Annotated in this window: 19 protein-coding genes; 6 read left to right on the top strand and 13 right to left on the bottom strand. The window is 71.6% G+C overall.

All coding sequences use genetic code 11. The annotated features are described in order from the left end of the window. Positions 1-15: 15 nt before the first annotated feature. Genes AB0H93_RS01185 through AB0H93_RS01175 form a run of 3 tightly spaced genes read right to left on the bottom strand, consistent with a single transcriptional unit; the run spans position 16 to position 3,165 of the window. Positions 16-1,608 carry an ABC transporter permease gene (locus AB0H93_RS01185; protein WP_358565491.1) on the bottom strand — a complete coding sequence of 531 codons (1,593 nt, stop codon included), beginning with the start codon at positions 1,606-1,608 and terminating at the stop codon, positions 16-18. After that, positions 1,605-2,510: an ABC transporter ATP-binding protein gene (locus AB0H93_RS01180; RefSeq protein ID WP_358565488.1), complete on the bottom strand. Its 906-nt coding sequence runs from the start codon at positions 2,508-2,510 to the stop codon at positions 1,605-1,607. The genes AB0H93_RS01185 and AB0H93_RS01180 overlap by 4 nt, the downstream gene beginning before the upstream one ends. Next, positions 2,503-3,165: a TetR/AcrR family transcriptional regulator gene (locus AB0H93_RS01175; RefSeq protein ID WP_358565485.1), complete on the bottom strand. Its 663-nt coding sequence runs from the start codon at positions 3,163-3,165 to the stop codon at positions 2,503-2,505. The genes AB0H93_RS01180 and AB0H93_RS01175 overlap by 8 nt, the downstream gene beginning before the upstream one ends. Positions 3,166-3,316: 151 nt before the next feature. Between AB0H93_RS01175 and AB0H93_RS01170 the strand changes: the two genes are divergently transcribed. Beyond that, positions 3,317-3,853 (top strand): TIGR03086 family metal-binding protein, encoded by a 537-nt coding sequence (locus AB0H93_RS01170; protein ID WP_358565482.1) that lies wholly within the window; start codon positions 3,317-3,319, stop codon positions 3,851-3,853. Between the two features lie 27 nt (positions 3,854-3,880). On the opposite strand, the gene AB0H93_RS01165 is transcribed toward AB0H93_RS01170, so the two are convergent. After that, positions 3,881-5,983, bottom strand: coding sequence for an EAL domain-containing protein (locus tag AB0H93_RS01165; RefSeq protein WP_358565479.1), 2,103 nt, complete (start codon positions 5,981-5,983; stop codon positions 3,881-3,883). A gap of 377 nt (positions 5,984-6,360) precedes the next feature. Here AB0H93_RS01165 and AB0H93_RS01160 point away from each other — a divergent pair, with 377 nt between their 5' ends. After that, complete coding sequence (locus AB0H93_RS01160; protein ID WP_358565476.1) at positions 6,361-6,762, top strand: FHA domain-containing protein; 402 nt, start codon at positions 6,361-6,363, stop codon at positions 6,760-6,762. A 56-nt stretch (positions 6,763-6,818) separates the two neighbouring features. Here AB0H93_RS01160 and AB0H93_RS01155 read toward each other — a convergent pair whose 3' ends face one another. Further along, positions 6,819-8,750 carry a S9 family peptidase gene (locus AB0H93_RS01155; protein WP_358565473.1) on the bottom strand — a complete coding sequence of 644 codons (1,932 nt, stop codon included), beginning with the start codon at positions 8,748-8,750 and terminating at the stop codon, positions 6,819-6,821. A gap of 411 nt (positions 8,751-9,161) precedes the next feature. Between AB0H93_RS01155 and AB0H93_RS01150 the strand changes: the two genes are divergently transcribed. Further along, complete coding sequence (locus AB0H93_RS01150) at positions 9,162-9,929, top strand: SDR family NAD(P)-dependent oxidoreductase (RefSeq protein ID WP_358565470.1); 768 nt, start codon at positions 9,162-9,164, stop codon at positions 9,927-9,929. Here the strand turns inward: AB0H93_RS01150 and AB0H93_RS01145 are convergent. From AB0H93_RS01145 to AB0H93_RS01135, 3 genes are read right to left on the bottom strand one after another with little or no spacing between them, the layout of a single operon-like run. After that, positions 9,911-10,516 carry a thiamine pyrophosphate-dependent enzyme gene (locus tag AB0H93_RS01145; protein ID WP_358565467.1) on the bottom strand — a complete coding sequence of 202 codons (606 nt, stop codon included), beginning with the start codon at positions 10,514-10,516 and terminating at the stop codon, positions 9,911-9,913. The two genes, AB0H93_RS01150 and AB0H93_RS01145, sit on opposite strands and share 19 nt — an antisense overlap. After that, a complete protein-coding gene (locus AB0H93_RS01140; RefSeq protein WP_358565464.1) occupies positions 10,513-11,055 on the bottom strand; it encodes a thiamine pyrophosphate-binding protein in 543 nt (180 codons plus the stop codon). The genes AB0H93_RS01145 and AB0H93_RS01140 overlap by 4 nt, the downstream gene beginning before the upstream one ends. Positions 11,056-11,074: 19 nt before the next feature. After that, positions 11,075-12,172, bottom strand: coding sequence for an aminotransferase class V-fold PLP-dependent enzyme (locus AB0H93_RS01135; RefSeq protein ID WP_358565461.1), 1,098 nt, complete (start codon positions 12,170-12,172; stop codon positions 11,075-11,077). 91 nt (positions 12,173-12,263) lie between these two features. Here AB0H93_RS01135 and AB0H93_RS01130 point away from each other — a divergent pair, with 91 nt between their 5' ends. Then, the gene (locus tag AB0H93_RS01130) at positions 12,264-13,151 is read left to right on the top strand and encodes a LysR substrate-binding domain-containing protein (RefSeq protein ID WP_358565458.1); all 888 of its coding nucleotides are present in this window, start codon (positions 12,264-12,266) and stop codon (positions 13,149-13,151) included. Positions 13,152-13,154: 3 nt separating this feature from the next. Here AB0H93_RS01130 and AB0H93_RS01125 read toward each other — a convergent pair whose 3' ends face one another. Continuing rightward, positions 13,155-14,477 carry an MFS transporter gene (locus AB0H93_RS01125; protein WP_358565455.1) on the bottom strand — a complete coding sequence of 441 codons (1,323 nt, stop codon included), beginning with the start codon at positions 14,475-14,477 and terminating at the stop codon, positions 13,155-13,157. A gap of 121 nt (positions 14,478-14,598) precedes the next feature. Then, the gene (locus AB0H93_RS01120) at positions 14,599-17,349 is read right to left on the bottom strand and encodes an EAL domain-containing protein (protein WP_358565452.1); all 2,751 of its coding nucleotides are present in this window, start codon (positions 17,347-17,349) and stop codon (positions 14,599-14,601) included. Positions 17,350-17,605: 256 nt separating this feature from the next. Between AB0H93_RS01120 and AB0H93_RS01115 the strand changes: the two genes are divergently transcribed. After that, positions 17,606-18,004: a DUF6292 family protein gene (locus tag AB0H93_RS01115; protein WP_358565449.1), complete on the top strand. Its 399-nt coding sequence runs from the start codon at positions 17,606-17,608 to the stop codon at positions 18,002-18,004. Between the two features lie 16 nt (positions 18,005-18,020). On the opposite strand, the gene AB0H93_RS01110 is transcribed toward AB0H93_RS01115, so the two are convergent. Next, positions 18,021-18,284, bottom strand: coding sequence for a GlsB/YeaQ/YmgE family stress response membrane protein (locus tag AB0H93_RS01110; protein WP_358565446.1), 264 nt, complete (start codon positions 18,282-18,284; stop codon positions 18,021-18,023). 229 nt (positions 18,285-18,513) lie between these two features. On the opposite strand from AB0H93_RS01110, the gene AB0H93_RS01105 reads away from it, so the two are divergent. Next, on the top strand, positions 18,514-19,785 hold the full coding sequence (locus tag AB0H93_RS01105; RefSeq protein WP_358565443.1) for an MFS transporter: 1,272 nt from the start codon (positions 18,514-18,516) through the stop codon (positions 19,783-19,785). A 264-nt stretch (positions 19,786-20,049) separates the two neighbouring features. Here the strand turns inward: AB0H93_RS01105 and AB0H93_RS01100 are convergent, their stop codons facing one another. Together AB0H93_RS01100 and AB0H93_RS01095 are read right to left on the bottom strand one after the other, a co-directional pair. Next, entirely contained in the window at positions 20,050-20,607 is a 558-nt protein-coding gene (locus AB0H93_RS01100) for a hypothetical protein (RefSeq protein ID WP_358565440.1), read from the bottom strand. Further along, the gene (locus AB0H93_RS01095) at positions 20,597-21,262 is read right to left on the bottom strand and encodes a phosphoribosyltransferase (protein ID WP_358565437.1); all 666 of its coding nucleotides are present in this window, start codon (positions 21,260-21,262) and stop codon (positions 20,597-20,599) included. The genes AB0H93_RS01100 and AB0H93_RS01095 overlap by 11 nt, the downstream gene beginning before the upstream one ends. Between the last annotated feature and the right edge of the window lie 72 nt (positions 21,263-21,334).

Below are 21,334 nucleotides of genomic sequence, written 5' to 3'. Positions count from 1 at the left end.
CGAACCGCCTCCCGCCTAGCCGAAGTCCCGGCGGCGGAGGGCCAGCAGTCCGCCGCCGAGCAGGGCGGCCGACAGCGCGATCATCACCAGTGCCGGGCCCGGGTCGAAGGGGTTTCCGGCGATGGTGTTCGGGATGTAGTGGAACGGCTCGAACGGCGTTCCGCCCCACACCCCGTACAGCGGGCCGGCGATCTGCCCCAGCGCGGCCGTCGCCACCCACACCGCCCAGCAGATCGCCCCGCTCGCCTTCGGCAGGAGCCCGTAGGCGAATGCGCAGACCGCACCCACCAGCCACGCGGCCGGGACGGTTCCCATCGCCTGGAGGAGGATGCGCGGCACGTCCGTCGCGAAATCGCCTACGAGCAAAGCGAAGAACACCCCGAAGACGAGTCCGGTGACGGCCAGCAGCGCCGCCGTGCCGAGGCCGGTCACCAGCAGGTGCCCGGCCGCCCAGCGCAGCCGCGTCATCGGCGTGGCCTGCGCTGCTTCGGCCCGGCCGCTGCTCTCCTCGGCGCGCAGCCGCTGGACCATCAGCACCGGGTACAGGGCGATGACGTGCGCGAAGATCAGGATGATGGGCCACAGGAAGTAGTGGAGCTCCGAACCCACCCGGCCGCCGAAGTTCTCCAGCAGCCGGGCCGCGCCGGGCGCGTTGAGCAGCTGGTGCGCCAGGGTGCTCAGCGCGCCGGCGGCGGCCGCGAACACCGCGAGCCCGACGGCCCACTTCACCAGCAGGCCGCGGTTCAGGCGCCAGGACAGGCTGATCGGGCCGCGCAGGCGCGGCGCGGACGCGGGGCCGGTGCGCTCGGGGATCAGGCCGGCTCCGAGGTCGCGGCGATCCACGAGGCGGTAGGCGATCGCCGACAGCGCCGCGGCCGTGGCGATCGACACCGCGATCAGCCACCACCGCTCGTCGCGGTACGGCGCCACCAAGTGGCTCCAGCCGATCGGCGACACGTACGTCATCCAGTACTGCCCGCTCGCGTCGCCGGCGTAGCGCAGGACATAGGCGGCGCCGAGGGCGGAAAGCGCGAAAGCCCTTGCGGTGCGGGCGTTCTGCGCGAGCTGGGCGGCGACCGCGGCGACTCCGCCGAACACCCAACCGGCGGCGGTGATGCCCGCCCCGTAGGCGATCGACCCCACCGGGTCCAGCCCGGTCGCGATCAGCGCGACGGCGGTCAGCGCGCCGCCGGCCAGGCTCACCCCGCCCGCCACGGCCAGGGCGGCGGTGAGCGCGGCGTAGCGGCTGACCGCACCCGCGCGCAGCAGCTCGGCGCGGCCGGCGTCCTCGTCGGCGCGGGTGTACCGGACGACGGCCATCAGGGCGGCGAGACCGTTCATCACGTACAGGAATCCGCCGCTGCGCCAGGAGGAGAGGACGCCGAGGTCCGGTTCGACGGTTCCGCCGCCGAGTGCCCGGAAGAAGGCGTTCTGGTTGATCATCGCGGTGTAGGTCGCCTTCAGCTCCGGCGTGCCCATGTTCCGGTTGATGTAGGCGACCATGATCAGCGACATGGTGATGAGCAGGAGGACCCACCACGGCGCGATGTTCCGCTCGCGGCGCAGCGCCAGCCGCACCAGGCGGGAGGTTCCGGCGAGGCTGCTCATCGGGTGGCCTCCGCAGGGGTTTTGCCGTAGTGCCGCAGGAAGAGCTCTTCGAGCGTGGGCGGCCGGCTGACGAGGCTGCGAACGCCGATCGAGCCGAGCCGGGTCAGCGCCGGGCCGAGGGCGTCGGCATCGGCTTCGAAGCACACCTGGCCGTCCTCAGTCCGGAAGTCGTGCACTCCCGCGAGCTCGGCGAGCCCGTCCGCGGGGCCTGCGAGTTCGGCGCGCACGGAGGTGCGGGCCAGGTGGCGGAGTTCGGCGAGGGAACCGGAGTCGACGGCCCGCCCGTCGCGGATGATGGTGACGCGATCGCACAACTCCTCGACCTCGCCGAGGATGTGGCTGGACAGCAGCACGGTCCGGCCGCCGCGCCGCACCTCCTCCCGGACGACGTCGCGGAACACCACCTCCATCAGCGGGTCCAGGCCCGAGGTGGGTTCGTCGAGGATGAGGAGCTCGGCGTCGGAGGCGAGCGCGGCGATCAGCGCCACCTTCTGCCGGTTCCCCTTGGAATAGGCGCGGGACTTGGTGCGGGGATCCAGGTCGAAGCGGTCGATCAGCTCCGCGCGCCTGGCGTGGTCGGCGCCGCCGCGCAGTTGCGCGAGGAGGTCGATGACCTCGCCGCCGGAAAGTCCGGGCCAGAGCGTGACGTCGCCCGGCACGTAGGCGAGCCTGCGGTGCAGGCTCGTCGCGTCCCGCCACGGATCGCCGTCGAGTAGCCGGGCAGTGCCCGCGTCGGCGCGCAACAGCCCGAGCAGGATCCTGATCGTCGTGCTCTTCCCGGCGCCGTTCGGGCCGAGGAAGCCGTGCACCTCACCGGTTCGCACCGAGAGGTCGAGGCCGTCCAGCGCCGTGGTCCGGCCGAACTCCTTGACCAGACCGGTGATCGATATCGCGTCAGTCATCAAGACCTTCTCCGGGAACGGGGTTTCCACCGGCGGGCAGCCGCGACCGGATGGCGGCGGCTTCCTCCGGGCTGAGGAGCGGATGGGAGTAGAGGTCGAGCAGGACGCGGGCCAGCACGTTCTCGCCCTGCGGGGTGAACACGTCGACGCCGAGGCCGCGGGACACGTGCTCGTGCATGACCGCGATGGACAGCGCCATCGCCGCGCTGACGGTCGCGCGCTGCTCCGGGGACACCTCCGGCGGATCGGAACGCTTCCGGTCGGCTTCCGCCAGCCACTGCGCGCCCAGCTCGGCGAGCTTGTCGAACAGCGGCGCGGCCCGCCCCTCGACCAGTGCTCGCGCGACGTACCGCTGGTACGGGCCGAAGGCGGCGCCCGCGACGCCCACGTAGTTCACGCCGCCCGGCGCGCTATCGGCCCTGACGTCGTCGTTGATCCCGTTCAGGACCTTGGCGAGGTAGGCGTCGCAGGCGTCGCGCAGCGCTTCCTTGGAGCCGAAGTGGTGGCGCACCAGCCCCGACGACACGCCCGCCGTCTCGGCGATCCCGCGGATCGTCGCCCGGTCGAAGCCGTGCTCGCCGAAGTGCCGCAGCGCCGCGTCCCGGATCCGCGCCCGGGCGGTCAGGTCCTCCGGATCCAGTCCCGGCAGGCTCATGTCCCGTCACCTATCCACACGTGCATCTGACTATTCATGAGAGAAGACTACTACACACGTGTGTAGTGCGGGAGTGGTGATTTCGGCGCGCGCCGACGATTCCCGGTTGCGCGAGCCGTCTACATCGGGGAACGGAACCCGAGGAGGATCAGTGATCGACCTGAAGCCCGCCTGCCGCCGGATGAACGACCTGCTGGCAGGCATCGCGGACGACCAGCTCGCCGCCCCCACGCCCTGCGCCGAGTACACCGTCGTCGACCTGATCGACCACGTCGACGAGGCCGCTCACGGTTTCGCCGCGCTCGCCGGCGGCGACGTGGGCGAGCGTGCCGCCAGCCTCGGCGACGACTGGCGGCACGAGGTCGCCGAGCACGTCCGGGCGCTCGGCGAGGCGTGGGACGACCCGGCGGCCTGGCGGGGCAGCTCCGGCGGCGCGGGAGTGGAACTGCCGAACGAGGTGTGGGGCAAGATCGCGCTCACCGAGGTGGTCGTGCACGGCTGGGACCTCGCGAAGGCGACCGGTCAGCCCTTCGAGCTGCCCGAGGAGACCCTGCGGGCCTGCCTCGACCACGTGGCGGAGTTCGTCCCGAACGCCCCGGTCGAGAGCCTGTGGGGGAGTCCGGTCGAGACGTCGGCCGACGCCCCGCTGTTCGATCGCATCGTCGCCATCACCGGCCGCACCCCATGAATTCCGTTGCGCGGCAACGGAATCGGGTCACGGAAGCGGAAGGCCCTGCTCCAGGAGGGCGGTGAACCGGTCCTCCTGGACCGGGCGGGCGAACAGGAAGCCCTGGTACACGTCGATCCCGACGCTGGCGAGCAGGTTGAACTGCTCCGCCGTCTCGACGCCTTCGGCCACGGTCTGGCAGTTCAGCGCGCGGGCGAACTCCGCCACCGCGCGGGCGACCGCCAGATCGCGGGAGCCGACGCCGAGGTCGGAGACGAAGCTGCGGTCCGCCTTGATGATCTGCGCCGGCAGGTCCTTGATCCGGGCCAGCGAGGAGTAGCCGGTGCCGAAGTCGTCGACGGCGAACCGCACGCCGCGGTCGACGAGTTCGAGCATCGCGCGGCGCGGCCCGCTCGGCAGGTCGACCAGCACCGTCTCGACCAGTTCGAGGACGACGCGGTTCGGCTCGATGCCGGACTCGGCGATGGCCCCGGTCACCTCGGCGGTGAACTCCGGGTCGTCGGGCAGCAACCCGGCGAGGTTCACCGCGATGCCGACCGGGCGCCCGCCGACGGTCGGCCACCGGGCGGCCCGGCTCAGGGCGGTGCGCAGCACCCACCGGTCCAGGTCGCGCAGCAGGTCGCCCTGCTCGGCGACGGGCAGGAAGACGTCCGGGTAGAGCAGGCCGTGCTCGGGGTGCTGCCACCGGACCAGCGCCTCGGCCGACACCACGTTGCCCGCGGCGTCCACCACAGGCTGGTAGTGGAGCACGAGGTCGTCGTTGTCGATGGCCTCGCGCAGCTCCGCCTCCAGCCGCAGCTGCTGGTTGATGGCCTGGGCCAGCCCCGGATCGGCCAGCGCCACCCGCCCCGGGCCACGCCGCTTCGCCCGGTACATGGCGGCGTCGGCGAAGCGGAGCAGGTCGTCGCCGCAGGTCGCGGTGCCGTCGGGCATCGCGCAGCCGACCGCGGCCGACACCTGCACCGGCTGGCCCTGCAGGCGCACCACGGTGCGGAGCAGGCCGGACACCTTCGCGCCCAGCGCCTCCAGGCCGCCCACGGCGTCGACGTCGCGGCAGACCACCACGAACTCGTCACCGGAGAGCCGGGCCGGGACGCATCCCGGCGGCATGCCGCTGCGCAGCCTGCGGGCCAGGGTCGCGACCAGCTCGTCCCCGGCGTCGTGGCCCAGGGAGTCGTTCACCCGCTTGAAGTTGTCGATGTCGCAGAACAGCACGCCGACCCGCTCGGCGCCGGGCCCGCTCACCAGTTCGTCGAGGAGTTCCTTGACCGCGCGGCGGTTGAACAGCCCGGTCAGCGAGTCGTGGGTGGCCTGGTAGCGGAGCTCCTCGGCCCGCCGGTGCCGTTCGGTGATGTCCTGGAACGCCACCAGCCAGAACAGCCGCCCGTCGTCCTGCACCGCGGCGGCGCAGCGGAGGTCGCAGTGCACCGGCCGGCCGTCGGCCCGCTTGAGCACCCGGTGGGTCGGCGCATCCGAGATCATGACGAGCGGGCCCGACCGGTCCTGGGGGTGCCGCAGGTCGTCGGCCCGCGTGCCGTGCAGCTCGGATATCTCCGAGTCGAGCAGGTCGCACAGCGCGTCGTTGGCCCGGGCCAGCCGGTGCGACTCGTCGAACAGGGCGATGCCCACCGGGGTCAGGCCCATCAGGTTGGTGAATCGCTCGCTGGAGCGCTCCAGCCGGGTGTGGGACTCGGTGTCGTCCCTGGTGACCTTGGCGAAGCCGCGCAGGCTGCCGTCGGAGGACCGCAGCGCGGCGGTGACGACGTGGGCCCAGAAGCGCGTGCCGTCCTTGCGGACGCGCCACCCCTCGGCCTGGTGGTAGCCGGTGCGCGCGGCGCGTTCGAGCTCCCGCTCCGGCCGGCGTTCGGCCGCGGCCTCGGGCGGGTAGAACACGGAGAAGTGCCGCCCGACGATTTCGTCGCTGCGGTAGCCCTTCATGCGTTCGGCGCCCGGGTTCCAGCTCGTCACGGTCCCGTTCGCGTCGAGCATGTAGATCGCGTACTCGTTGATGGCGGTGGCCAGCAGGTCGAGTCCGACCTCTTGCGCTTGCGGGAACCCGAGTTGTTCCGAATGGGTCAGCCCGTTCTTCGTTCGCAGAATTATCGCCCCCGAATGCACCCGGACTTGCACGGTTGCCGCAGTAGAGCGTAGCCACGGCGGGGACCGAGCAACAGGTCCCCGTCGGCTCCCGCTCGGGAGAACGTGTGCAAGGCCACTGCGCTGGGACTTCGGCTCCGGCGCACCGGCCGAAACGTTGAACTGATTTCGTATTCGTGTTCCATCGTGATCCACTGTGGACCAGTCCAATGGTCGGATCCCGCGCTGCTCGACACGGGTGAATTCCTGGTGTCCTCTCAGCCAATTCTCACGGAGTGTCCGGGTTTCGTCGGTAACTTGGATTGCACGGGCCCGGCCGCAACGGTGCCGGGCCTGGCGGGTTCCCCCGACGACCTGCACCGGCAGCCGCCGCGTGCGCGACGGCGACTCGAATCCGTCAGGAGGACGCCATGAACCAGAGTCGATGCGGTGCGGCCGCCATGCCCGTCGGAACCTTCGGCGACGAGCCGCCCGCGATCCCGGCGCAGGCCGGGGCCGCCACGCCCGCACCACGCGTCGCAGGCGGGGGCGCGGCGCTGGTGGTCCGCCGCGGTCCCCACGCCGGCACCGTCATCCCGGTCGCCGACGCGGTGACCGTGGGACGCGGCCGGGATTGCGACATCACGCTCGACGCGCCCACGGTCTCGCTCCGGCACGCCCGGATCCACCGCGTCGGCGACCGGTACGCGATCATCGATTCGGGCTCGCTGAACGGCACCTACCTCAACCGCAGCCCGGTGGACCGGGCGGAGCTGTCCGACGGCGACGAGCTCTGGATCGGCACCTACCGGTTCACCTTCCGCGCGGCCTGACCCCCCGTCCGCGGCGATCGTCCACATCGGATGATCGCCGCCGGACCTGGTGGCCGCTATGCCGGGGCCGAGGTGTCGCGGCGGCCGCCGAGGTGCGCGGCGAAGTGCCGCTCGATGGCGCGGTACAGCCGGAACTGGTTCTCGGGGTTCTCGAAGCCGTGGCCTTCGTCCTCGGCGACGACGTACTCGACGGGGACGCCGCGATCGCGCAGGGACGTGACGATGTTGTCGGATTCGGCCTGGACGACGCGGACGTCGTTGGCGCCCTGGGCGACCAGCAGCGGCGTGCGGATCCGGTCGGCCATGGTGATCGGTGAGCGGGCCAGCATGTCGGCCTCCTGGGCGGGGTCGTCGGGGTCGCCGACGTAGCGGTACCAGCTGTTGGCGTTGTAAGGCCTGGTGAACGGCGGCAGGGTGCGCATGAAGTTCGCCAGGTCGGAGATGCCGCAGTAGTCGACCGCGGCGGCGAAGTAGCCGGGTGTGACGGTGACGCCGACGAGCGCCGCGTAGCCGCCGTAGGAGAGGCCGAAGATGCCGATGCGGTCCGGGTCGGCGTAGCCCTGCGCGATCGCCCAGTCGGCGGCGTCGATGAGATCGTCGTGCATGGCGCGCGCGAACTCGCCGATCGCGGCGGTGGTGTGCCGCTTCCCGTAGCCCGTCGAGCCGCGGAAGTTGACCTGCAGCACCGCGTAGCCGCGGTTGGCCAGGAACTGCGCCTGCGGGCTGTAGCCCCACGTGTCGTGCAACCACGGTCCGCCGTGCACCAGCAGCACCAGGGGCAGGCTCCGCGGTTCGATCCCGACCGGCAGCGTGAGGAACGCGTGCATCGGCAGCCCGTCTCGGGCCGGGAAGTGCACCGCCGTCATGGGAGCCAGGTCGGCCGGGTCCAGCCGCGGGTACGGGCGGAACAGCAGTCGGCTCTCGCCCGTGCCGTGGTCGTAGAACCAGGTCGCCGCCGGCTCGCGGTCGTGGACGAACGTCGCGATCCACCGTTGCTCCGACTCGTCCGACGACAGCGTGCCCAGCACGCCGTCGGAGAGCTTCGCCAGCTCGGCGTAGACCTCGGCGAAGTGCGCGTCCAGCACCTCGATCCGAGGCCGGTCGCCGACGAAGCGAGCCGCGAGGGCCTCGCCGGTGCGCTGGCTGGTGAACACGGTGGGCGGCAGCACACCGGGGGCCATCTCGCCCAGGATGTACAGGCTGTGCCCCTCCACGGCGGCGACCACGGTCTCCTCGCCGGTCTCCCGGTCGATGCGGACCAGTCGCAGGTCGTCGGAGTCCTGGTAGGTGCCGACCAGCAGTCCCTTCCCGTCGGGCGTCACCAGCTGCGGCTGCACCCCCACCGGGTGCTCCGCGCCGCCGATGCGGCGCAGGAGCCGCTTCTCCCCGGCCCCGGGGTCGATCGCGGAGAACTCGTGGGCGCCGTCCTCGGCCAGCAGCGAGTGGAACGCCGGCTCGCCGTTGCGGTCGAGCAGGACGTGGCCCCTCGGGTCGGCCTGCTCCAGGTGCAGTGTCGTCTCGCCGGTGGCGACGTCGATCCGGAACAGGTCGATGGACATCGGCCGCCGGTTCATCGTGACCAGCACGCTCCCGGGGACCGAGGGCAACGGCTCGGCGCCGAACACGCGCGATCCCTGCTCCATCGGTGTCAGGTCGACCGCAGGCTTGTCCGGCGCGTCCAGGTCCACCCGGTAGAGGTGCCAGTCCTCGTTGCCGTCGGTGTCCTGCAGGTACAGCAGCCAGCGCGGGTCGTCGGTCCACAGGTAGGTCGTGATCCCCCGGCGGGCGTCGTGCGTGACGCACACCGCGTCCTCGTGCCCCTCGTCGATCCCGCGCACCCACACGTTGCGCCGCCCGTACTTCGGCGCCAGGTAAGCGATCCTCGTCCCGTCCGGCGAGATCGACGGAACGGCGAACTCCGGGTCGGCTAAGAACTCCTCGACGTCGATCAACTTCGGCAGTGGTCCTCGACTCGGGACCTTGGTCATCCAGTGCTCCAATCAGGGGCGGCAGCGTCGTGTGTGGACGGTGCGCTCGGGGTCGAGCGCGCGGATGGCGGGCTCCGTCTGGTGCGCGCGAACCCGACTCAACACCATGCCCCAGGGGCGCGGTCAACCATCGGCGGTCCGATGGCTCGCGTGTCGCGGCGGGGGTCTCCGGCAGCCGGGCCCGGTAGACGACCGGTCGCAGCTGCGTTGACATGGGAGGCGTAGTCGGTCCGGAAGTAGAAAGTGGACACTCCGGACCTGGAGCGGTTGAGCGGCAACCAGATCAGCGTCCATGCGCTGGTCTGGAAGACCGCTTCCGCACCCTTCGGCCCCTGGTTTTCCGTCCGCGGGCCCTGGTGGATCGGCCGAGCCGGCGGCAGCATGGACTGGAATCCCGAGGGACGGAGGAACATGGCTGCTGTGGCATCGGGCCGGTTGTCGGGCCGGACGGCCGTCGTGACCGGCGCGGCATCGGGCATCGGAGCGGCCACCGCGCGCAGGCTCGCGGCCGAGGGCGCAGGTGTGCTGGTTGCCGACGTGGACGCCGAAGGCGGCAGCGCGGTCGCCGCCGACATCAACTCGGCCGGCGGGCGAGCGCTGTTCCAGCGCTGCGACGTCGCCGACGAGGCCGACTGGACCGCGGCGGTGCACGCCGCGCGCGAAGCGTTCGGGCCGGTGTCGGCGCTGGTCGGCAACGCCTACGCGGTCCGGGTGGCGCCCGCCGACGCGACCACCCGCGAGTCGTGGGACCACCAGTTGGCGGTCAGCCTCACGGGAGCGTTCCTCGGGTTCAAGGCGTGCCTGGAAGACCTGGCCGAGACGGCGGGAGCCGCGGTGCTGACCTCGTCGGTGCACGCCCTGGTCGGCTTGCCGGGCCGCCCCGCCTACGCGGCGGCGAAAGCGGGGCTGACGGGCCTGACCCGGCAACTGGCGGTCGAGTACGGCCCGCGCATCAGGGTCAACAGCGTCCTCCCGGGGCCGATCCTGACCCGAGCCTGGGACGAAGTCCCGGAAGCGGACCGCAAGCGGACGGCGGAGCAGACCGCGGCGGGAAGGATCGGAGACCCCGAAGAGATCGCGGCGCCGATAGCCTTCCTCCTCAGCGAAGAGGCGTCCTTCATAACGGGAGCAAGCCTCGTCGTCGACGGAGGCTGGAGCGTCTACAAGACCTCCGCATGACCCTCGCGGTCGGTGGCCGAATCATGTTGCTGGAGAAGGAGGTTCTGGCGGAATCGGGTGGCGATCGTGGCCGGGTCGTCGAGGAGCCAGGGGGTGTTCGGCGCGTTTCCGCCCGCTATTCGCGCCACCACCGCCTTCGGGCCGTCGGCGGACCGGGCGTTCAGCAGCGCTTCGCGGAGTCCGTCGGGGTCCGTCGCCTCCGCGGTCTTCAGCCCCGCCGCGGCCGTGAGATCCGCGAGCCGGACGTGTTCGGCTTGCGTCGGCATCTTGTCCGCCGATGCGTGCTGGTGGTTGTCGAGCACGATCAGCGTGTACTCGGCGGGTGCGTTGGCTCCGAGCGTCGGGAGCGCGTTCAGGCCCATGAGCAGCGATCCGTCGCCTTCGATCGCCCACACCCGGTGATCGCCTGCCAGGGCGATGCCCAGGCCGACCGCCGCGGACAGGCCCATCGAATCGAGCAGGTAAAGGTGGCTGTCGCGGCCGTGGTGGTGGGCGAGTTCTCTCGCCGTGGCACCGCAGGTGACGACCAACGGGTCGGTGCAGACGACGTCGTCGACGACCGCGAGGGCGGTGAGGCGATCCATCATCGGGCGGCCTCCTCGGGGCGCAGTTCGACGGCGGGGTGCAGCAGGTCCAGCAGCGCGACCATGGGGCGGCGGGTCATCGCCGCAGTGCGGCACAGGTCCCGCGTGGTGACCCGCCAGGCCTCCGGCGAGACGTGCGGGCCCAGCGGCGTGTGGTGGATGCCCGCCGCGGTCAGCAGCGCCGGGACCCCGGCGGAGAACTCGTGGATCATCGCGTTGTACTCGCCGAGCCCGCCGCGGGTGTTCGCCAGGATCGGCAGGCCGACGTGGTAGGCCTTGGCGAAGGTGGTGAGCGCGGTCAGGGCGTTGCCGAAACCGTTGTCCTGCATGACGATGAGCGCTCGCTTGCCCGCCAGCGCTGCGCCGCCCGCGATGCCGACGGCCTCTTCTTCGCGGTTCGCCAGCACCGACGGCGTGCCGGCCTGCTCGAAGGCGCGGATCAGCGGGGCCGCGTGCGAGGACGGGACGTGGACGAGGAGTTCGGGTTCCCAGTCGAGGACGCCGGCGACCGCGGCGTCGGTGTACGCATTGGATCCGGCCATGGATCAGCTCCGTTGGGCGTCAGGCGGTGGATTCGAGGGCGGACAGGGTGCGCGAGACGTCGTCGGCCGTGTTGAAGCCGTGCAGGCCGAACCTTAGGGCACCGGCCCGCGCCGTCGCACGCACATCGCGGGCCGCCAGCCGGTGCACCGCGGTGTCGGCGTCCGGGACCGCGATGGTCACGACGTGGCTCGGCCGTTCGGTGGGGGAGCAGCGGAATCCCCGCTCCTGGGCGCCTTCCCGGAGCAGCCCGGCCAGTTCCAGGCAGTGCCGTTCGAGCTCAGCTGCGTCGAGCGCCAGCAGCAGGTCGAGCGCGGCGGCAGCGCCGGCCCAGGAAGGCCAGCACGGCGACATGTCGAGCCTGCGTGCGCCGGGCGCGTAGGACAGCGGACCGCCGTAGTAGTCCTGTGGCTCGGAAGTCTTGACGTTGGGCGCCAGCGGCGTGAGCGCGGCAAGCCGGTCGTGACGCACGTAGAGCCATGCGGCGCCGCGCGGGCACAACAACCACTTGTAGCCGTGGATCGCGATGAAGTCGGGATCCACGTCCGCGGGCAGCGTCAGCACGCCGGCGCTTTGCGTCGCGTCGACGAACAACTGCGCACCCACTTCCCGGCACCGTGCCGAGACGGCCGCCAGATCGGTGCGCCACCCCGTCGCGGACTGCACGTCGCTCAGCGCCACCAGAGTCGTGTCCTCGGTTATCGCCGCCACCAGGGATTCGCTGCGCAGGCAGCCGCCCGGCATCGGCACCTGCTCCACGTGCACGCCGCGTTGTTCCGCAGCGAGCAGGGGAAAGATGTTGCTGCGGAACTCCTCGGCGCCGACGACGACACTGCTGCCGGCCGGCAGCGCCGCGGCCACCGTCGCGACCGCCTCCGCCACCGACTGGACGAGCGCGACGTGCTCGGGATCGACGCCGAGCAGCCCGGCGACCTGGCACCGGCTGTGCTGAGCCGCCTGATCGCGCTGCGGCCAGGAGAAGTCGCCGAGATCCCAGTTCGCGAGCTCCGCGTGGAGCGCACGCAGCACCGGCTCGGCGGCGGGCGCGCAGCTCGGGGTGAACAGCCACGCGATGCGGTCCAGGACGGCGAACTGCTCTCGGAACCTCGCCAGATCCACGGTGCCTCCTCGATCAGGGTTGTACCGAGGATCGGGAAGCTGGGAGCATGAGTCAATGGAATGGTTTTCATGCCTTCCATGAAGGCGGTTGATGGTGGAGCTGCAGCAGCTGAGATGCCTCGTCGCGGTGCTCGACACCGGTTCGTTCACGAAGGCCGCCGCCACCCTGCACGTCACGCAGGGCGCGGTGAGCCACGCGGTGAACGGGCTGGAGCGCGAGCTCGGCGTGGGGCTCGTGCGCCGCGGACGCGGCGGGGCGAGCGCAACCGACGCGGGGGCGCGGGTCGCGGAGCATGCGCGAGCGGTCCTCGCGCGCCTGCGGGTGGCCGAGGACGAAGTCCTCGCGATGCGCGGACTGCGAGCGGGACGCCTGCGCGTCGGGAGCTTCACCAGCGCGTCGACGCGCCTGCTGCCCGGGCTCCTCGCCGCCTACCGGCGGGAGCACCCCGACGTCGAGGTCACGCTGCGGGAAGGCAACGACCTGCAGACCAGGGACCTGCTCGCCGACGGCGAAGTCGACGTCGCGTTCGTCGTGCTGCCGGCGGACGGCCACGACGTCGTCGTCCTGGCCGAGGACGAGCTCGTCCTGGTCGTCCCCGAGACCCACCGCCTCGCGCGGCACCACGTCGTCCCGCTGGCCGAGCTCGTGCCGGAACCGTTGATCCTGTCGTCCGGGGGCTGCGCGACGCTGGTCCGGAGCACGTTCCGCGAACACGGGCTGGAACCGATGGAATCCGGTGCCGTGCAGGAAGGTTCCACGGCGCTGGCCATGGTCGAGGGCGGGCTCGGAGTGACGCTCATGCCGGAACTGGCGGTGCCGGCGCTGCCCGGAACGCTCGTGACCCGCCCGGTGCGACCGACCGGCCACCGGCGCCTCGGACTCGCCGCGCGGAGCCAGGAAGCGCACAGCCCGGCGCTGCAAGCCTTCCTCGCGCTCGCGAAGCGGCAGGCGCCCGCGTTGGCCCGCCGGATGGCCTGACGGTCACGGGGCGTCGGTGGTCGCCAGGTCGTCGGAGTTGCCGGAGCGGTCGGGGGCCGCCACGGGCAGCATCGCCAGCAGCCCGATCAGCAGGATCACGACGATGCCGCCCATGCCCGCGCGCTGGGTGCCGAAGAAGGCGATGAAGCCGCTGAACGCCAGCGGTCCGAGGAAGCTCACGGCCCGACCGGTGGTGGCGTAGAGGCCGAACACCTCGCCCTCCCGGCCGGGGGTGGCGATGCGCGCGAGGAAGGTCCGGCTGGCCGACTGGGTCGGCCCCAGGAAGATCGCCAGCAGCAGCCCGCCGACCCAGAAGGCCGGTTTGCCGGGCACCGCGACCAGCGCTCCGCCCACCACAACCAGCCCGATCAGCGACGCCATGATGACGGTCTTCGGGCCGAACCGGTCGTCCGCGCGACCGCCCAGGAACGCGCCGAGGCCGGCGACGAGGTTCGCCGTGATCGCGAAGACCACCACCTCGGTGGCGGTGAAGCCGAACGTGCCCGCGGCGATCACGCCGCCGAAGGTGAAGATCGCGGCCAGGCCGTCCCGGTAGAGCGCGCTGGCCACCAGGAAACCCAGCGTCCGCCGCTCGGTGCGCCACATCCGGGCCAGTCGCTTCCCGAGCACGACGTAGCTGCTGAAGATCGCGCGGCGCAGCGGCTCGCCGGAGGACTCCGCCTCGGGCACGAAGAAGAACAGCGGCAGCGCGAACACCGCGAACCACGCGGCCGCGAACAGCGCCACGACGCGGATGTTCAGCCCGTCCTGCGAGGTCACGCCGAAAAGGCCGACATCGGGCTGCACGAAGCCGATCAGCACGATCACCAGCGCGATCAGCCCGCCGAAATAGCCCAGGCCCCAACCGAAACCGGAGATGCGGCCGATCGTCGCGGGCGTCGAGACCTGGAGCAGCATCGCGTTGTAGTTCACCGTGGCGAACTCGGAGAACACGCTGCCCACCGAGATCAGCACGAGGCCCAGCAGCAGGTAAGCCGGATCGTCCCGGACGAAGAACAGCCCGGCCGTGCTGGCCACCACGAGCGCGGTGTGCACCGCCAGCCACAGCTTGCGACGCCCGCCGGCGTCGCTGCGCTGCCCGGTCACCGGCGCCACCAGCGCGATGCACACACCCGAGATCGTGAGTGCGAGGCCGAGGGACTCCGAGCCGCTCTTCGGATCGGCGGCCACGCCCTCGGTCAGGTACACCGTGAACACGAACGTCAAGATCACGGTGTTGAACGCTGCGGAACCCCAGTCCCACAGCGCCCAGCTGATCACCCCGCGCACGTCCCGATGAGGTGCGGGCGGGGTATTCGCGGTCATGCCCACGGCACGATTCGACCAGCAGGCCCCGGCCGAAGCCAGTCGAAACCCGCTGGTCGCCCGGTCCGCGCGACAACCGCGCCGAAAAGCATCCGGATGGTCGACCCCGGATCGCCGGTGCTCACCGCCGACCGGCCTTCGGCGGGAACAGCCAGTCCATCGGGGCGGGCTTGCCCAGGTAGTAGCCCTGCCCCTGGTCGCAGCCGAGGTCGCGGATGATGGCGAGCTGGGCGGCCGTCTCGATGCCCTCCGCCACCACGCCGAGGCCGATCGCGTGGGCCATCGCGACGATGCCCGCGACGATGACCTCCAGCTCGTCGGAGGAACCGAGGTCGGTGATGAACGTCCGGTCGATCTTGACGATGTCCAGCGGCAGCTGGCGCAGCTGCGCCAGCGAGGAGTAGCCGGTGCCGAAGTCGTCGATCGCCAGGCCGATGCCCAGTTCGCGCAGCGCCGTCAGGACGCGCGTCGCGGCTTCGGGGTCCTGCATGATCGCGTTCTCGGTGATCTCCAGGCACAGCGCGTGGGACGGCAGCCCGGATTCCGCGAGCGCCTGCTGCACGTGGTCCTGCAGGTGGGGATCTTCCAGCTGGCGCGGCGAAAGGTTCGCGTTGAGGTGCAGATCGAGGTCGTGGCGCTCGCGCGCCGCGGCGACCCGGCTGGTCGCCGCGCGCAGCATGTGCGCGCCGATGGGGTTGATCAGGTCGCTCTCCTCGGCCAGCGGGATGAACTCGCCCGGCGAAACCGCCCCGTGCAGCGGATGCCACCACCGGAGCAGGCCCTCCACCGCGACCGTGCCTTCGGTGCGCAGGTCCACGACCGGTTGGTAGGCCACCCAGAGCTCGCCGCGCCGCACGGCGTGGCGCAGGTCCTGCTCCAGGACCATGTGCCGCTGCACTCGTTTTCGCAGGTCGACGTCGAAGAACGCGCAGCGCCCGCCGCCGTGCGCCTTCGCCTTGTACATCGCGACGTCGGCGTCGCGCAGGAGGTCCTGGGCGGGCCGGGTGTCGTCCGGCCCGGCCAGCACCACGCCGACGCTGCCGTTGACGTGCAGCTGCCTGCCCTGCACGTGGATGGGCTCTGTGAGGGCGGCGAGCAGCCGCTCGCTGAGCCTGCGGAGCACGGCATGGCTGCCCTCGCAGTGCACCAGGATCACGAACTCGTCGCCGCCGAGCCGGCCGACCAGCGCCTCCCCGGGCGTCGCGCGCACCAACCGGTTCCCGGCGATCCGCAGCACCTCGTCGCCGACGCCGTGGCCGAGGGAATCGTTGATCCGCTTGAAGTTGTCCAGGTCGATGAACAGCACGGCCATCGGGAGCGTTCGCCGCCGCGCGGCCCCGAGGTGGCGCAGCACCAGCGTCCGGTTGGCCAGACCGGTCAGCGGATCGTGGGTGGCCTCGTACTCCAGGCGCTCCCTGGCGGCCCGGCTCTCGGTGATGTCGCTGAAGGAGATGACGACCTTGTGCGGCGGGCTGTCCTGCGGGTTCAGCGACCGCGCGGTGACCGCCAGCCATGTGTTGCGGCCGTCGGCGCGGTTGAAGCGGATCACCCGCGAGTTCTGCTGCTTGCCGGTCCGCCGCGTCACCACCGCCGGGTGCTCGTCCGGCCGCATCGGCGTCCCGTCTTCGTCGAACAACGGCCAGGACGTGGGCGCGGTGCCGATGATCTCGGCCGTGGTCGAGCCGGCGATGCGCTCGGCGGCCGGGTTCACCGCCTCGATGATCCCGGTCGAGCCCACCACGATGACGCCCTCGTCCAGCGCCGCGACGACGGTCGCGAAGTCCTGCTCGGCCTGCCGGTGCGCGGTTTCGTCGGCGCACACCAGCACGAAACCGGAGTCCATCTCCGACGCCGAGATCCGGACCACGAGGGAGGTGCCGTCCCGGTGCCGGTGCACGGCCTCGGTGACCCCGCCCTCGGCGACCAGGGCCTCGGGCCGCAGCGGCGCGCCGACGAGCGCCTCGACGTGCCGTCCCAACGCCTGCTCGGCGGGCACGCCGTACACGGTTTCGGCGGCCGGGTTCCAGCTGGTGACCACGCCCTCGCGGCTGGTCGCGATGATGGCGTTGTTGACGTGCTGCACCAGCGCCGCCTGGTAGCGCAGCGCGGCTTCGGCGGTCTTCTGCGTGGTGGTGTCCCGCCCGATGACCTGCACCGCCGGACGCCCCTCCCAGGTGGTGTGCACCGCCACCATCTCCACCGGGACCGCGGTGCCGTCCACGCGCTGCAGATGGGCGTGCGACCGGGGCGTCGCCGTGCCCTCGGCCGTCAGCAACTTCAGCCGCTTGCGCATCTCGACGACCGACTGCGGGGTCACGAAGTCCGTTACCCGCCGTCCGAGGAGCCACTCGCAGGATTCGGCGCCGAGGATGCTGCTCATCGCCGGGTTGGCGTACTTGATGATCCCGTCCTGGTGCACGCAGATCGCATCGGGGCTGAGCTCGGCGAGCAGCCGGTAGCGGTCGGCGAGGTCCTCCAGCGCCTGCCGGTCCCGGTGCAGGCCGGTCACCTCGCGGATCAGGCCGATGAGGCCGCCGGTGCGCCGGTCGCCGAACGCTCGGGCGCGCAGGTGCAGCAGCCGCGTCTCGCCCTGGGCGGTGATGATCGGCTGCTCCAGGTCGATGTCCTGCGGCCAGGCGGGCGGATCGGCTGTCGCCGCCCACGGCTCGATGAGCTCGGTCAGCCGGTCGCGGACGGCCTCGTCGGTCGCGCCCGGCATGTCCAGGAGCACGTCCATCCCGGGCATCCAGGTGATCTTGCGGTCGGCGAAGTCGAACCGCCAGCCGATCGCGGAGTGTGCGGACAGCGCGAGGTCCAGCAACTCGCCGCCAAGGCCCGCACTGCTCGGCCCGCCCCCAGGATCGATCGTCATGATCCGTCCAAAGAAGAGACCCGCCCACCCGCGCACGCGGCGTGGGCTGCGCCCGTCGTGGCCGCACCCGACCTAGCAGTTCCCGGAACCGCCGACCACCAACCATCGGCGCGGCGGGCGTAATGGACCGCCGCGCATCGCGTCGGTAGATCGACGGGGGTGGAATTCATGCCATCGGGCGGTCTGCGGCGTCGGCGGCCCGGTTACCCCAGGACAACAGCGGAGCGCTGTTCTGGTTCGGGGGGAAACCATGGAAATGACGAGTCCGGCGGCAGGTGGGCTGATCAACTACGTCCGCACGGTGGCGGGCGACCTCGGCGACGACGTCTACGAGGTCGACGTGGACCTCGAGAGCGGGTTGGCCACGGCGATCATCCTCGTGCACTCCAAGGTGCCCACCCTCGTGGACTGCCCACTCCTGCTGACCTGGGACGAGGTCAGCGGCTGGGCCCTGCGGGTGGAGACCGACGGCTGGGGGGACACCACGGCCATCGAGTTCATGGGCGAGGACATCCTGCCCGAACCGGGGCTGGTGCGGGACTTCCTGCAGGAGGCGGTCGACGGCCGCAACCCCGGCATGCTCCAGCCCCCGTCGTTCCGCCTGCCCAACGCGGGCGACGACCTCGAAGACCGCCTCGCCCGGTTCGCCGCCTGAGCTCGGCCGGGCGCGGTCAAGCGCGCGTGCGGTGGAAGATCAGCCGGTAGATCAGCAACAGGATCACCGAGCCGATGACGGCCCAGACGAAGCTCATCAGGTTGAAACCGGTGACTCCCGCACCACCGGCAACACTGGTCGCGACCCACCCGCCGAGCAACCCGCCGACGATGCCGATCACGATGGTCACGATGATCCCGCCGGGATCGCGGCCGGGGAGGATGAACTTGGCGATCGCCCCGGCGATCAGCCCGAACAGGATCCAGCTGAGAATTCCCATGTTGGCGTCCTCCTGAGCTCGGTCGACCGTCCGGCACAGGGGTTCCCCGAGCACGGGCATCGCATGCACCGGTCGTGCTCGGGGCACCGCCAGATCGTCCTATGAGGACGCCCGACCACCCGTCGTGGCGCTCCGGGGTACCGGTTGCACCGCAGCCGCAGCCGAGCGGTTTGATCTCTGGGGCGGCACGCGGTTTTCGGAGGCGGCGGTTTTGCAGCGCGGTGCATCGTTGGGGCGGGATTTCGGCTGGTTGTGGGCGGCGTACGCAGTCAGCACGGCGGGCACGTGGCTCGCGCTCGACGCGTTCCCGCTCATCGCCGTCCTGGTGCTGCACAGCAGCACGGCGCAGGTTTCCGCGCTGGCCGCCGCGGGCCTGGCGGTCGGTGCGGTCCTCGCAGTGCCGCTCGGCCCGTGGGTGGAGTTCCACCGGAAGCGGCCGGTCATGATCGCGATGGATCTGGTCCGGTTCGCGGTGCTGATGTCCGTGCCGGCGGCCTACGCGTTCGGCGTGCTGACCTTCGCGCAGCTGGTCGTCGTGTCCGTGCTCGTGGCGGCCGCCAACATCCTGTTCACCGCGGCGAGCGGCGCGTGCCTCAAGGCGCTGGTGCGGCCCGACGACCTGCTGGCGGCCAACGGCAGGTTCGAATCCACGACGTGGACGGCGACCGCGATCGGTCCGCCGCTGGGCGGGTTCGCCGTCGGCGCGTTGGGCCCCGTGACGACCGTCGTGCTCAACGCCGCCAGCTACCTGCTCTCCGCGCTCGGGATCCGCGCGATCAGCGGCCGGGAGCGACCGCCGGAGCGGCGCGGATCGCGGTTCCGCGCCGGCGACGTCGTCGAGGGCTGGCGCTGCATCTTCCGGCATCCCCTGCTGCGGCGGCTGTTCCTCAACAACAGCCTGGTGAAGGGGCTGATCATGGCGCCCGTCCCGCTGCTCGCGGTCCTGCTCCTCCGCGACCTGGGCTACGCGCCGTGGCAGTACGGCCTGGCCTTCGGCGTGCCGTGCATCGGCGGCCTGGTCGGGTCGCGGCTGGCGAGGCCCCTGGTCGCGAGGTTCGGGCAGCACCGGGTCATGCTCGCCGCGGGCACGGCGGCCGTGTGCTGGCCGGTGGGCCTGGCGTTCGTGCCGCCCGGCCCGCCGGGCCTGCTGCTCATCATCGGGATCGAGTTCGGCTTGATCACGAGCATGGGCGTCTTCAACCCGGTGTTCGCCACGTACCGCCTCGAGAACATCGATTCCGGCAGCGTCGCCCGGACCTTGGCGGCGTGGTCGATCGGCAGCGGCGCCACCGTTTCGGCGCTGACGTTCCTCTGGGGGCTGCTCGCCGCTGCCACCGGCCCCCGCGTCGCCATCGCGATCGCCGGGGTGCTCATCCTCGGCACGCCGCTCCTGCTGCCGCGCCGGAACGGCGATTCGCCCCGTGAGCAACGGATTCCGCTTGCGGAGGAGACTGCTCCGCCGCAAGCGAACACGCCTCCCGGCGCGCCCCGGCAGCGATAGCGGCGCCAAGCTGACGGAGTCCGGGGCGGACTGGCAGCTGCAAGCGTTCGGCGACACGGTGCACGCCTTCATGGCGCCGCAGGCGAACAGCCCGGAGAGCGGAATCCGGTACGACGAGCGCTCGGCCGAACGATCCTGGTCGGGCCTGAAGAGGTCCCTGGAAGGATGCCTGTCAGGCGATTTCCCTGATCTCGCAACAACGTTGAGAACATCCGAATAGGACACTTCGGGACACGGGCCAGCGAGGGGCTGCGGAAGGCGTCGCTAGTCCGAGTAGCCGGGTGGCAGGGGAGTGGGGCGCAGGGCGCGATCCATTCCCGCGGCGACGAATTCCGACACCGCCGCCACCGCGTGTTGCCGGAGGAGCATCACCACCCGCGGATCCGACGACGTCTCCAGGATTCGCACGCCGTCGGGAAGGGGCTCGACCTGCAGGTCGATCTGCGCGTGGTGCTCGAAGAGCTCCGCGAACAGCGGGTCGAGCTGGCGGATCGCGTCGCCGCGTGCCAGCCGCCACCGCATCCGCTCGACGTGGGTGCGGAGGTTCGCGGCGACGTCCCGGTTGGCGCTGGTGGTCGTGGCCCGGACCCCGTAGGAGTAGTGGTCCACCGTCCGTGCGATCTCCTGGTGGTGGACCAGGAGCTCGTGGATGATCCGCACGTCGCGCTCCAGATCCGGGTCCGTCTTCGGGTCCGGGGTCAGCATCCACGGCGGCACCCCTCCCGGCTCCTCCTGCTGCGCGCACCCGGGCAGCGGCACCGCGATGGCGGCGGCCAGGGCCAGGAATTCGCGTCGCGAGCATGCGCGGTGCTCACCCGTCATCGGCGGTCCCCTCGTCGCGCGGTCGGTCGGTGTCGTGGAGCAGCTCGACGACCTCGGCGTCGGAGGTCTGGGCGAAGTCCCGATACCACTGGCCGATCGCCATGAACCAGCCCGGTGTCTCCAGGCAGACCTGCTCGTCGGTCACCTCTTCCAGCCGCTCCAGGGCGTGCGGCGGCGCCACCGGCACGGCCAGCACCACGCGGGCCGCGCCCTGCTCGCGCGCGACGCGGCAGGCGGCGTGCGCGGTGGAACCGGTGGCGATCCCGTCGTCGACCACGATGGCCGTCCGCCCGGCCACGTCCACGCGCCTGCGGTCGACGCGGAACAGCCTCGCGCGCCGGTCGAGCTCGACCCGCTCACGCCGCTCCACCTCGTCGAGTTCCTTCGCGCTGACGCCGGTCTTCCACAGCACCTCGTCGTTGATGATGCGCACTTCGCCTTCCCCGATGGCGCCCATGCCGAGCTCGGGATGGGTGGGGACGCCGAGCTTGCGGACCACGATCACGTCCAGCGGTGCCCGCAGCGCCCGGGCCACCTCGTAGGCCACCGGCACGCCGCCGCGCGGCAACCCCAGCACGACGGCGCCCGCCTCGCGGAGGTGCAGCAACTGCTGAGCCAGCCGGCGGCCGGCGTCCCTGCGGTTCTCGAACGGCACGGCAGTACCCCCTCCGCCCGAGCATGCCCCCAGCGAGAGCCGGGGGCACAGGGGCCATCGGTACTCAGCCGC

The organism is Saccharopolyspora sp. NPDC050642 (assembly GCF_040654735.1).
In the GTDB taxonomy this organism is placed as follows: domain Bacteria; phylum Actinomycetota; class Actinomycetes; order Mycobacteriales; family Pseudonocardiaceae; genus Saccharopolyspora; species Saccharopolyspora elongata.
This window is presented reverse-complemented; position numbering and strand designations above follow the sequence as displayed.